A 12,333-nucleotide genomic window follows, 5' to 3' on the forward strand; every position below is an offset into this window, starting at 1 on the left:
CTTAACTTGGGTTGTTTTTATTTCCCTACAATTGCCACGCAGTGTAAAACCAAAATCTTTATATTGTGTGTGAAGATGTTGTCAGTGTGAAAGACAACTCAAGTTTGGTGGTGACTTAACTTGGGTTGTTTTTATTTCCCTACAATTGCCACGCAGTGTAAAACCAAAATCTTTATATTGTGTGTGAAGATATTATTAGTGTGTAAACGGCTTAAATTCAATCATGTTGAGTTTAAGCCGTTTTTATTTCTGCTACTTTAAAGTAATTTCATTTACTATAACTACTCATACCAATCTGCAATAATATTTAATCATTTTGCGAGGCTAAGGGTCTAGCTATTTATAATATAAAACTCTCATTCAGAACAATTAAACAGCTAACGTAGTACTTAGCTATCAACGCGTTTCCATTCCTCAAAGTACATCACTTAATTAGGCAAATTGGTATAATCAAAAAAATAACCTAGCAACAACATACGTACTTGCTTTAAAAAACTGTCCTTTAATTTCATCTTATAATTTAATACCTATTAATTATACCTAAGAGTAAATAGGTTATTTAAGTAAGCTTTCGCCATCATAAAAAAGAGGCTTTAAGGTTCCACAGTTTATAAATTTGTAGGTGAGTTCGTTTTCAGGAGGAACACGTTTTGATGTGCGAACCTTCTGCATACAAGCATTAACTAAGTCCACAAATATTAAGTGGTTAAAGCTTGGAGCTTTTTGAATTTTATGTACATAAATACGCTCTGTACCGTTTAACTCAATCATATCGTACTCGTGCCATTGTGAAGATTCGCTTATCTCATCGAGTTCTCTGGCGTACAGTTGCTTATCAAGCTCAAGCTGCTTGGCTTCATAAATTAAACTACCGCCTTGACGATAATCACCTTCGTATACGTCGGCTGTAATTGTTATTTCGTCCCCGCGCATTAAATGTTGAATATTAAACTTTTGCGGTTTTATAGTGATCATATCGGCATTTTTCACAAAGCTTAAAAAAGCAACATTTGAGTTTTTTACTTCGTAAACAACTTGCAGGTCGTGTGGTGATCTATAAGATGGAAGATTAATAGCAAAGATGGAAGACCCTCTATTAACTAGGGCCATGGGGTGAACTGCATTGTAGCTAGGGTCTAGCGGTGGAAGTTCTACCTTTTCTTCTTCAGCAAACGCTGTTGCACTGAACACAAGCAACAATAAAGTAAATATTAAACGCATAATAACCCCAATTAATTTATAGGCTTAAATTGTAGTATAAAGTTTATATAACTCATATTTTAATAGGCATTATACCGGCCAAATTATTCACCTATTTTGTGTTGATTGAGTTTATTAAAGTGCGAGCATTTAAATATAGGTTTGTATTATCGGGGTTTGAAGAATGAGTAACCCAAACAACATGGCCATTTTCATTTATAAACAATGTAGTTGGTGTGCCGCGTATTCCTAGTTGTGTCGCAATTTCATCGGCTTGTATTGCGGTTTTAAATGTATAGCCCCTATTGGTTAATGCTTTGGCGGGGAAGGCGTTATCATCTTCTTTAAAACTTACAGCTATTACGTTTAAGCCCATGTTGTGTATTTTTTGAAGGGCTGGTTGTAACTTTTTACAATAAGGACACCATGTAGCCCAAAAATGTAAAACATAAGGTTGGCCTAATAATTCCTGAGTTTTTATATTTGTACCATCGGCCATGTTTAATGTTAAAGGTGGTAGTTTAGAGTGGTTTGAGTCGAGAGCAGGCTGCTCCGCAAAGACTGCTAAACTTAAAAGGATAAGTGTTATAGCTGCAAAAATGTGTTTCATAAACGTGTCGCTTTTATTTTGTTAGCAAATAAGAACGACAATATTGGGTTTTTATTTCATTTTAAAAACGTGCTGCTTGTTCAATCACTATGCCATGGCGCTGCGCAAGGCGAAGGTGGTCTTTATCGTAACCGCCACCAATAACAGTTGCCACAGGTATGTTGTGCTCAAGGCAGCGTTTTAAAACCAGATGATCACGTTTAGCAATCCCATCCCAGCTTATGTCTAATTTACCTAAGCCATCGTTTTGCCAAATATCTACACCGGCATCGTACAGCACTAAGCTTGGGTTTAGTTCTTTAAGTAGGTAGCTTAAGGTATCGTCAACAATAGCTAAGTATTCTGCATCTTGCATATGATTTGCTAAGCCAATATCCAAATCGCTGGCCGACTTCCTAAACGGGAAGTTTTTTTCACAGTGTATTGAACAGGTATAGGCATAGGGCTGATGTGCAAGCATAGCGGCGGTGCCATCACCTTGATGTACGTCTAAATCAAAAATAAGCACATTGGTTACTTCACCGCTATCAATCAAGGTTTGAGTGGTAAAGGCTAGATCGTTCACCATGCAATATCCTGAGCCAAAATCAAAGTGCGCATGATGGGTGCCTCCTGCTAGGTGACAGGCTATACCGTGTTTTAGCGCTAAACGTGCGGTTTGTAATGTGCCTTGCGGTGCAGTAAAAGTGCGCGCCATTAACTGGGGTGACCAAGGTAATCCTATGCGGCGCATGGCTTTATCGTCTAAGCGGTTGTTCCATAAATCGTGAATATAGTTGTCGCAATGTACTCGCTCTAAAGGCTCGGGAGAGCCTAAAATAGGCTGTGTGAGGTTATTGCCAATTAAGCCTAGTTTTTTTACGTGTGCGTATAAATTTGCAAACTTACTCATTGCAAAACGATGCTTAGGATCAAAACTAAACGAGTAGTTTGGATGGTACACTAACGGTAAATGAGGATTTAAGTTCATGTTCACATAGGCTATAAAGTTTGCCTTATGGTAATCAACTCACTTTAAAGAGTCTATTGTGAGTCGTGAATAAGCATCTCTAATTCACGATGAAGTAACTCATCGTCCGCTAAGTTTAGCTCTATCAGTCGTTTTAGGTAGGAAATACTATCAATATCAATATGCTTACACTTTAAACCAATGTGATTGGCTTCTATATGGCAAATAGTTGTCTCCATTTTTATTTCAATTTCGCTGTCAGGTAAAATAAAACGCAGTATTGCATCGTTCTCTGTTTGATCATTTAACACATCACATTTGCTGACCAACGCGCCGTGCAATGAAATATCAAGCAGGGTACATGGGTACTCATTTTCTTGAAAAATTATGTGTGCATCGGTTGAAAATAAAATACGAGAAAATTGACGACGTTCTTGCATAACTTTGCCTTATTGTTTTTTATTAACCATAGTCTGTAATTAAATAGATGCTAGCACGAAATTAACGGATGTTTTTCGGTTATAAAAAAACCCTGCGCAAAAGCAGGGTTTTAAGAGTATTTCAGTTAATTTAGCGATTAACCAATCTTTTTGTATTTAATACGTTTTGGTTGAGCTGCTTCTGCACCATAGGTTTTTTTAAGCCACTCTTCGTATTCAGTATAGTTACCATCGAAAAAGTTAATTTGCCCTTCGTCGCGGTAATCTAAAATGTGCGTAGCAATACGGTCAAGGAACCAACGGTCATGCGATATACACATTACACAACCTGGGAATTCTAAAATAGCGTTCTCAAGTGCACGTAATGTTTCAACGTCTAAATCATTGGTTGGCTCATCCAGTAGCACTACGTTGCCACCCGCTTTTAACAGCTTAGCAAGATGTAAACGGTTACGCTCACCGCCTGATAAGTCTTTTACAAACTTTTGCTGATCGTTACCTTTAAAATTAAAACGGCTAACGTATGCACGGCTTGGGAATTCAAAGTTACCAATTTTTAGTACGTCTTGTCCGTCAGATATTTCTTGGAATACTGTTTTGCTTTCGTCCATATCGTCGCGGAACTGATCAACCGTTGCTAGTTGTACGGTTTCACCAACGTTAACACTACCGCTATCTGGCTGCTCTTCGCCACTTAACATTTTAAATAGTGTTGATTTACCTGCGCCGTTGGCGCCAATAATGCCCACAATAGCGCCTTTTGGCATGGTAAAGCTTAAGTCGTCTATTAATACGCGGTCGCCAAAGCTTTTACGTAAGTTAGTCACTTCTAATACTTGGTCGCCTAAACGTGGACCAGGTGGAATAAATAGCTCGTTTGTTTCGTTACGTTTTTGGTAATCAGATTGCTGTAGTTCGCTAAACTGTGCCATACGTGCTTTTGACTTAGCTTGGCGGCCTTTAGGATTTGAACGCACCCATTCAAGTTCTTGAGCAATTGATTTTTGACGTGCTTTTTCAGATTTTTGTTCTTGCTGTAAGCGCGCGTCTTTTTGTTCAAGCCAAGAAGAGTAGTTACCTTCCCACGGAATACCTTCACCACGGTCAAGCTCTAATATCCAGCCAGCTACATTATCAAGGAAGTAGCGGTCATGCGTTACTGCCACTACAGTGCCTTCGTAGTCATGTAAGAAGCGCTCTAGCCATGCAACCGACTCAGCATCTAAGTGGTTAGTAGGCTCATCGAGAATAAGCATGTCTGGCTTTTCTAGTAATAAACGACAAATAGCAACACGGCGGCGTTCACCACCTGACAGGTGCTCAATTTTAGCATCCCACTCAGGTAAACGAAGTGCATCAGCAGCACGCTCTAATACGTTATCGATATTATGGCCATCATGCGCTTGAATAACCGCTTCTAATTCACCTTGCTCTTTAGCCAGTGCATCAAAGTCAGCACCTTCCATTGCGTACTCGTTGTACACTTCGTCAAGGCGATTAAGGGCGTGTTTTACTTCGCCAACAGCTTCTTCAACTATTTCTCGTACTGTTTTGCTTTCATCTAGTACCGGCTCTTGTGGTAAGTAACCAATTTTAGTGCCTGGTTGAGGACGCGCCTCCCCTTCAAAGTCTTGGTCAACACCGGCCATAATGCGTAGCAATGACGATTTACCAGAACCATTTAAACCAAGCACACCAATTTTGGCGCCAGGGAAAAAGTGCAACGAAATATCTTTTAAAATTGTGCGCTTAGGCGGCACAACTTTAGATACTCGACTCATCGAGAAAATAAACTTATCAGGTAAAACCATGGAGGAAAGCCTTCAAATAATAATAAAAATTTCAATGTTGTATTGTAGTTGTTGAGAGGTGAAACAGTCAACGAATGGCGGGTGGGAATATCTGTTTATCGTTTTACCTTGTTAAATGTATAGTTTTATTTGGGTGTGCTAACGTATTTAAACCATAGTAAAAATAAGAAAAACTCATGACCATACAAAAAATAATAACAATACTGGCTTTGCTAATACTATTTACAATAAATTCCAAAGCAAATGCAGCAGACTCACCTTGGCCCGAAATAAGAAAACAAAGAATAAACCAGCTCCTGCCAAACGCGTTAAAAGCGGCTAATGTAGACGCTTGGCTTATTGTTTGTAGAGAAAATAACAACGACCCATTGGCCGACCATATTGGCTGTGAAAACGCAGGATCACCAGCGGCGTACTTATTTTACTTCAATAAAGGGACGTTTCATTCAGTTGCTTACTCACCTTCAAGCGAAGCAAAAGCACTCGACGAGCTAAATATACATGAAAAAGTGATCTCAGTGCCACGCAGTGTGTCTGCGTTAAAATACGCCGCTGAGTTTATAAAAAAGCAGCCTTTTGAGCGCATTGCAATAAATGTCTCTGACCTTAACGCGCAGGCTGATGGCTTATCGCACTCACAATACAAGCAACTAGCGAGCTTATTAGGCGCAAAGCAAACAGCAAAACTCGTATCTTCTGAAGAAGTCGTTTATCAATGGCTTTCAATTAAATTACCAGCGGAGGTTGAAATAATGAAAGAGGCTGCAATGCTTTCAGCAAAGTGGCAACTAGAGGCTTATAAAACCATTGTTCCAGGTAAAACCACTGATGCCGATGTAGCCAAATTTTTAAAAGCTAAAATGAAAGCACGAGGCGTAACCGACGCATGGGCTGCCGACCAAAACCCCAACGTAAACTCAGGCCCCGACCGCGGACATTCGCATTCTACAAATAAAATGATTATGCCGGGTGACGTAATTCAAATTGATTTTGGTGTAAAGCTCTACAATCGCTGGGTAAGTGATATTCAGCGTTTTGCTTATGTGCTTAAAGAAGGGGAATCCTCTGCACCGGCCAACATTCAGCAATATTGGATTAACGCCAGAGACAGTGGTTTTGCCGCATTTAATGCCATGAAACCCGGCGTAAAAGGCATAGACGTGGATCAAGCTCAAACCGTATTAATGAATAAATACAACTCAGAGCCTGTGCCATGGAGCACCGGTCACCCAGTAGGATATGTTGCGCACGACACTGGCCCAAATTTAGGGGGTTCTCGCAGTGCGCAAGTAAGGCCTGCAGCACATCGTAAACTAAAAGAAGGAATGGTGTTTGCCTTTGATGGTTTTTTTAGTTGGCCTTTGAATAATACCGAGTTTAAAACCATTTCAGTTGAAGAAATGGCTGTGATTACCAAAAACGGCGCTGAGTATTTAATTCCTCCTCAACAAAATTTAGTATTAGTAGGTAACAACGAGTAGTTTAAAAAGTAAGTATTTTAAATGCAGTGAGTTAAGCCTATTTTTAGGGGGTAACTCATTGCTTGCCACAGACTTAAGTAATAATGAATAAATTTCATTTAGACATCTATACATCTAGAGGTTGATATTTTTTGCTTTCAGTTCATAATTAGCACGAGTTTTTATGAGTAGGAGTTAAAAATATGCCAATCACTGTAAAGGATGAGCTACCGGCCATTGCACGTTTACGCCAAGAAAACGTATTTGTAATGCCAAAAAGCCGTGCAAAAACGCAAGAAATCCGCCCAATGCGTTTGGCTATATTAAATTTAATGCCTAATAAAGTAGAAACCGAAGTACAGTTTATTCGTTTGCTTGCCAATTCTCCTTTGCAAGTAAACGTAGAGCTGCTGCGCCTAGACACCCACCGCAGCAGTAATAATTCAGAAGAACACCTCGATACGTTTTATCGCTATTTTTCAGAGGTAAAAAACAACAACTACGATGCGCTTATTGTTACAGGTGCACCACTAGCACATTTAGAGTATGAAGATGTTGCCTACTGGGAAGAGCTAAAAATCATTATTGATTGGGCAGAGCAACACGTTACCTCTACGTTGTTTTCGTGTTGGGCGGCCCATGCCGCGTTATTCCACAGCTACAACTTAAAGCGCGACTTAGAACCCAATAAGCTGTGTGGTGTATTTACCCACCAATGTCATTTTAAACATGGTGCATTAACCCGTGGCTTCGACGATACCTTTTTAGTGCCACACTCACGTTATGGGCACATTGATATAAATAAAATAAACGCATGTGATGATTTAGTTATATTAGCAGGCTCTGAGCGAGTAGGTGCTTACTTACTGAAAAACAAATCGGGTAGCCAAGTATTTATAACCGGCCACCCGGAATACGATGCCGACACCCTAAAAGGGGAGTACGAGCGCGATTTACAAAAAAGCCCAGATGCCCCAAAACCTGAAAATTACTTTCCTGATGATGATGCAAGCAAACAACCTTCAAAAACATGGCAAAGCCATGCTTTTTTACTTTTTTCGAACTGGTTAAATTACTACGTGTATCAAACCACACCGTATGATATTAATTTAGTTAGCCAAGATGTGAGGACTAACAACTATGCCGAATAATAAAGCCGCCAACAAACAAGCCCAACTAAGTGAAGCGCTCAAAGAGCGTATTTTAATTTTAGACGGCGCTATGGGCACCATGATCCAAACTCATAAACTTGAAGAAGAAGACTATCGTGGCGAGCGCTTTAAAGACTGGCACGTGCTAATTAAAGGTAATAACGATTTATTAAGCCTCACTAAGCCAGAGTTAATAACAGAAATACACCGCAGCTTTTTAGCTGCCGGTGCAGATATTATTGAAACCAATACTTTTAACTCAACCACCATTTCGATGGAAGATTACGACATGGCAAGCATAAGCCGTGAGGTAAACTTAGAGTCGGCTAAACTCGCGCGCGCAATATGTGACGAGTTCACCGCTAAAAATCCAGAAAAACCTCGCTATGTAGCAGGTGTGTTAGGGCCAACATCTAAAACCTGTTCTATCTCGCCAGATGTAAACGACCCAGGTTACCGTAACGTAACGTTTGATAAGCTGGTTACTGCTTATGTTGAGTCTACTCTTGCTTTAATGGAAGGCGGCGCTGATTTAATACTTATCGAAACCATATTCGACACCCTAAATGCAAAAGCAGCCTCATTCGCAGTAGAAGAAGCGTTTGAGCAAGCAGGGCGCACATTACCTGTAATGATCTCGGGCACCATTACCGATGCCTCAGGGCGTACCCTTTCTGGGCAAACAACCGAAGCATTTTATAACTCCATTCGCCATATAAAACCTATTTCGATTGGCCTTAACTGCGCCCTAGGGCCAGACTTACTTCGCCAATACGTAGAAGAGCTTTCGCGCGTATGCGAAACATTTACTTCAGTACACCCTAATGCCGGTTTACCTAACGAATTTGGTGAGTACGACCTAGAAGCGGGCGATATGGCAGCCGAGATTATAGATTGGGGCAAATCGGGCTTTATTAATATTGTGGGTGGCTGCTGCGGTACAACGCCTGCGCACATTCGTGCGTTTGCAAAAGGGCTTGAAGGCGTTAAACCTCGCCAATTACCAGAGCTTGATGTACGTATGCGTTTATCAGGCCTTGAAGCCTGTAACTTAAACTAGGAGCCAACATGACACAGCAAATTGCAGTATTTACCAATGTTGGCGAGCGTACCAACGTAACTGGCTCGGCCATGTTTAAACGTTTAATCATGGAAGAAGACTATGAAGCAGCGCTTACCGTTGCCCGCGAACAAGTAGAAAATGGCGCCCAAGTTATTGATATAAACATGGACGAAGCCATGTTGGACTCAAAAGCGGCCATGGTTAAGTTTTTAAACTTAATTGCCTCAGAGCCTGATATCTCAAAAGTGCCTATTATGGTCGACTCCTCTAAATGGGAAGTGATAGAAGCAGGCTTAAAGTGTATTCAAGGCAAGGCGATTGTTAATTCAATATCGCTTAAAGAGGGCGAAGAGCCGTTTAAACGCCAAGCTAAAATTATTAAACGCTTTGGCGCCGCCGCTGTGGTTATGGCGTTTGATACCGACGGCCAAGCTGACACCGCAGATAGAAAATACGAAATCTGTGAGCGTAGCTACAAAATATTAGTAGAAGAGATTGGCTTCCCACCGGAAGATATTATATTCGACCCTAATATATTTGCCGTAGCCACCGGTATAGAAGAGCACGACAACTACGCCGTAGAGTTTATTGAAGGCACACGCCGCATTAAACAGAACTTACCGCACTGTAAAGTGTCGGGCGGGGTGTCTAATGTATCGTTTTCGTTTAGGGGTAATAACCCCGTGCGTGAAGCCATTCACTCAGTGTTTTTATACCACGCAATAAAAGCGGGCATGGACATGGGTATTGTAAACGCAGGCCAGCTTGCAGTTTACGACGACATCCCAGAGGAACTTCGTAAAGCCGTAGAAGACGTAATCCTTAACACCGACCCCGGTGCAGGTGAACGCCTTGTAGAAATAGCCCCTAAGTTTTCAGGCATGGCACAAGCCGAACGCGTAGAAGATTTAGAATGGCGCACATGGCCTGTTGAAAAACGCCTAGAACACGCCCTTGTAAAAGGCATTACCACCTTTATAGATGAAGACACAGAAGAGTGCCGCGCAGCTGCCGATAAACCTATTCACGTAATTGAAGGGCCACTCATGGATGGCATGAACGTGGTAGGGGATTTATTTGGCGCAGGTAAAATGTTTTTACCGCAAGTTGTTAAATCAGCCCGTGTAATGAAGCGAGCCGTAGCCTACCTAGACCCATTCATAGAAGCCGAAAAAGAAGAAGGTGCCACTAACGGTAAAGTGGTTATGGCTACCGTAAAAGGCGACGTGCACGACATAGGTAAAAACATTGTAGGCGTGGTACTGCAATGTAATAACTACGAAGTAATCGACTTAGGCGTAATGGTACCTGCCGAAAAAATACTGCAAACAGCAATTGACGAAAAAGCCGATATTATAGGCCTTTCGGGCTTAATTACCCCATCGCTTGATGAAATGGTACATGTAGCCAAAGAAATGACCCGCCGAGGCTTTGAGTTACCACTTATGATTGGCGGCGCAACGACCTCTAAAGCGCATACTGCCGTTAAAATTGAGCCACAGTACGACAAAGGCGTCGTGTATGTAAATAATGCTAGTCGGGCAGTGGGCGTAGTATCAAGCTTGTTATCTAAAGAGCTAAAACCAGCCTTCTTAGAAAAAACTAAAGCCGAGTACGTAAAAGTACGCGAACAACAAGCGCGTAAAAAACCACGCTCAAAACCGGTTACCATACAGCGTGCTCGCGATAACGCAGCACAGCTTGATTGGGATAACTACACGCCACCTGTGCCTAAAAAGCTGGGCGTGACCGAGTTTAAAAATGTATCAATCGCCACGTTGCGTAAATATATAGATTGGACCCCATATTTTATGACGTGGTCAATCGCTGGTAAATACCCGCGCATAATGGATGACGAAGTCGTTGGCGAGCAAGCACGTAGCTTATTTAAAGACGCTAACGACATGCTCGACGACCTCGAAAAGTCAGGCAGTTTACAGCCATTGGGTGTAATTGGTTTATTCCCTGCAAACCGCGTGGGCGATGACATAGAAATTTACACCGACGAAACCCGCAAAGAGCTGTTAAACACCTCGTGCCATTTGCGCCAGCAAACCGAAAAAACCGACTTTGCTAACTATTGTTTGGCCGACTACATTGCGCCAAAAGGCACACCTGATTACTTTGGTGCGTTTGCAGTAACGGGCGGTTTAGAAGAAGACGACTTAGCAAATGCGTTCGACGCACAGCAAGACGACTACAATAAAATAATGGTGAAAGCGGTTGCCGATAGGCTCGCAGAAGCGTTTGCAGAATACCTACACGAACAAGTGCGTAAAGAGTATTGGGGCTATGCACCCGATGAAAACCTCGGTAACGATGAGCTAATTCGCGAAAACTACCAAGGTATTCGCCCTGCGCCAGGTTACCCAGCGTGCCCAGAGCATACCGAGAAAAAGAAAATTTGGCAGTTGCTCGATACCGAAAAACGCATTGGTATGCAGCTCACCAGTTCATACGCCATGTGGCCAGGGGCTGCGGTTTCGGGCTGGTATTTCTCACATCCAGAGGCAAAATACTACGCCGTAGCCGCTGTGCAAAAGGATCAGGTAGAAGATTACGCCAAGCGAACTAATATGACGCTCGCAGAGGCAGAAAGATGGCTATCGCCTAATTTGGGGTATGAGCCGGAATCATAGCGAAGCGGTCAGTTTTTAGCGGTCAGCTATCAGTAAAACAAAAACGAGCCAAAATAGGCTCGTTTTTTAGTGCTAGGCTACAGGTTTTATTGTTTATAAGTAATTGTTCGCTTTACTTTTTGTACCTTATTTATGTTATTATGTTTCTTTTTTGTATACAGAGAGTAAGTGTGAAGATTAAAGTTTTAATAGTATGTTTATTTTTATTGTTTTATGCAGAAGGGGCTAAGGCCAGTGGGGTTTTTAATTTACCACCCTATACAGGCGGGCCAGTATATCCACCAGATCCTATTCCTATAACCCCTACACCTCCAAGCCAAGGGGTAACAGCTCCGACTAATTTTAAATATGTACAAGACAATGATGCCTTAAAGATTTCATGGGATTGGGCATTAGAAGGAGAAATCACGGTACCATCTCCTATACTCCCACCTCAAGGAAGTCTGTACTCGTACGATATGCGTAGCCGTGGTCATTTTAGTTTTAGTATTGATGTTGAAGTATCTGAACTGAACAATAATTCATACAGGTTAATAAGTAACTCACCACATAATTACTATACCTACAGTTCTTTTCCGTTTTCGACAATTAAATTTAGAGTAAGGGCTAAAAGGGTTAATAATTCTACAGATCAAACTACTTATTCACCCTATTTATATAGTCCAGAAATTAAACGTAAAGTGAAGTTAGGTTCGCCGTATTTTAAGCCAAATGGTGGAGATTTAGTAAAAGGCTCATCATTTGAAATAGCTCACAGCTCAGGACAAGTATGGTTTAGGCTAGTTGAGAAAGAAAAGAGTTGTTACTCATCAGAGCCATGGCTTTTATATTTTGATCCAATATACATCAATAAAAGCAAAAAGGTATGTACTTACGCAACCAAAAGTGGCGACTTAGATAGTGATATACGCTCAGTAATATTTAACGTTATTGAGCCAGGTAAAAGAATAATTTATGTTCACACGGATCTATTAGGTAGCCCTGTGGCTGAGACAAAATAAAGGATTTAA

General features: G+C 41.3%; 10 protein-coding genes. 5 read left to right on the plus strand and 5 right to left on the minus strand.

All coding sequences use genetic code 11. From position 1 onward, the window contains the following. Window positions 1–555: 555 nt before the first annotated feature. The 5 genes from KZZ04_RS08025 to ettA all read right to left on the minus strand — a co-directional run bounded on the left by KZZ04_RS08025 (window position 556) and on the right by ettA (window position 5,010). Window positions 556–1,221: a hypothetical protein gene (locus tag KZZ04_RS08025; protein WP_219422342.1), complete on the minus strand. Its 666-nt coding sequence runs from the start codon at window positions 1,219–1,221 to the stop codon at window positions 556–558. A 91-nt stretch (window positions 1,222–1,312) separates the two neighbouring features. Beyond that, window positions 1,313–1,810 carry a TlpA disulfide reductase family protein gene (locus tag KZZ04_RS08030; protein WP_219422343.1) on the minus strand — a complete coding sequence of 166 codons (498 nt, stop codon included), beginning with the start codon at window positions 1,808–1,810 and terminating at the stop codon, window positions 1,313–1,315. A 61-nt stretch (window positions 1,811–1,871) separates the two neighbouring features. Next, on the minus strand, window positions 1,872–2,780 hold the full coding sequence (locus KZZ04_RS08035) for a histone deacetylase (RefSeq protein WP_219422344.1): 909 nt from the start codon (window positions 2,778–2,780) through the stop codon (window positions 1,872–1,874). A 53-nt stretch (window positions 2,781–2,833) separates the two neighbouring features. After that, window positions 2,834–3,199, minus strand: coding sequence for a PilZ domain-containing protein (locus KZZ04_RS08040; protein WP_219422345.1), 366 nt, complete (start codon window positions 3,197–3,199; stop codon window positions 2,834–2,836). Window positions 3,200–3,336: 137 nt separating this feature from the next. Then, window positions 3,337–5,010 (minus strand): energy-dependent translational throttle protein EttA, encoded by a 1,674-nt coding sequence (gene ettA, locus KZZ04_RS08045; RefSeq protein WP_006791482.1) that lies wholly within the window; start codon window positions 5,008–5,010, stop codon window positions 3,337–3,339. A gap of 176 nt (window positions 5,011–5,186) precedes the next feature. Here ettA and KZZ04_RS08050 point away from each other — a divergent pair, with 176 nt between their 5' ends. The 5 genes from KZZ04_RS08050 to KZZ04_RS08070 all read left to right on the plus strand — a co-directional run bounded on the left by KZZ04_RS08050 (window position 5,187) and on the right by KZZ04_RS08070 (window position 12,324). Further along, the gene (locus tag KZZ04_RS08050) at window positions 5,187–6,491 is read left to right on the plus strand and encodes a Xaa-Pro peptidase family protein (RefSeq protein WP_219422346.1); all 1,305 of its coding nucleotides are present in this window, start codon (window positions 5,187–5,189) and stop codon (window positions 6,489–6,491) included. Between the two features lie 182 nt (window positions 6,492–6,673). Continuing rightward, the gene (gene metA, locus KZZ04_RS08055) at window positions 6,674–7,621 is read left to right on the plus strand and encodes a homoserine O-succinyltransferase (protein ID WP_219422347.1); all 948 of its coding nucleotides are present in this window, start codon (window positions 6,674–6,676) and stop codon (window positions 7,619–7,621) included. Further along, complete coding sequence (locus KZZ04_RS08060) at window positions 7,611–8,681, plus strand: homocysteine S-methyltransferase family protein (protein ID WP_219422348.1); 1,071 nt, start codon at window positions 7,611–7,613, stop codon at window positions 8,679–8,681. The genes metA and KZZ04_RS08060 overlap by 11 nt, the downstream gene beginning before the upstream one ends. An 8-nt stretch (window positions 8,682–8,689) precedes the next feature. Further along, window positions 8,690–11,323 (plus strand): methionine synthase, encoded by a 2,634-nt coding sequence (gene metH, locus KZZ04_RS08065; RefSeq protein ID WP_219422349.1) that lies wholly within the window; start codon window positions 8,690–8,692, stop codon window positions 11,321–11,323. 170 nt (window positions 11,324–11,493) lie between these two features. After that, entirely contained in the window at window positions 11,494–12,324 is an 831-nt protein-coding gene (locus tag KZZ04_RS08070; protein ID WP_058405008.1) for a hypothetical protein, read from the plus strand. Window positions 12,325–12,333: the final 9 nt, after the last annotated feature.

It is taken from the genome of Pseudoalteromonas sp. CR1 (assembly GCF_019392235.1).
Lineage (GTDB): Bacteria > Pseudomonadota > Gammaproteobacteria > Enterobacterales > Alteromonadaceae > Pseudoalteromonas.

Excerpts from the sequence above, each read along its gene's own strand:
- KZZ04_RS08025 (WP_219422342.1), bottom strand. The coding sequence starts at position 1,221 with ATGCGTTTAATATTTACTTTATTGTTGCTTGTGTTCAGTGCAACAGCG.
- KZZ04_RS08030 (WP_219422343.1), bottom strand. The coding sequence starts at position 1,810 with ATGAAACACATTTTTGCAGCTATAACACTTATCCTTTTAAGTTTAGCA.
- KZZ04_RS08035 (WP_219422344.1), bottom strand. The coding sequence starts at position 2,780 with ATGAACTTAAATCCTCATTTACCGTTAGTGTACCATCCAAACTACTCG.
- KZZ04_RS08040 (WP_219422345.1), bottom strand. The coding sequence starts at position 3,199 with ATGCAAGAACGTCGTCAATTTTCTCGTATTTTATTTTCAACCGATGCA.
- ettA (WP_006791482.1), bottom strand. The coding sequence starts at position 5,010 with ATGGTTTTACCTGATAAGTTTATTTTCTCGATGAGTCGAGTATCTAAA.
- KZZ04_RS08050 (WP_219422346.1), top strand. The coding sequence starts at position 5,187 with ATGACCATACAAAAAATAATAACAATACTGGCTTTGCTAATACTATTT.
- metA (WP_219422347.1), top strand. The coding sequence starts at position 6,674 with ATGCCAATCACTGTAAAGGATGAGCTACCGGCCATTGCACGTTTACGC.
- KZZ04_RS08060 (WP_219422348.1), top strand. The coding sequence starts at position 7,611 with ATGCCGAATAATAAAGCCGCCAACAAACAAGCCCAACTAAGTGAAGCG.
- metH (WP_219422349.1), top strand. The coding sequence starts at position 8,690 with ATGACACAGCAAATTGCAGTATTTACCAATGTTGGCGAGCGTACCAAC.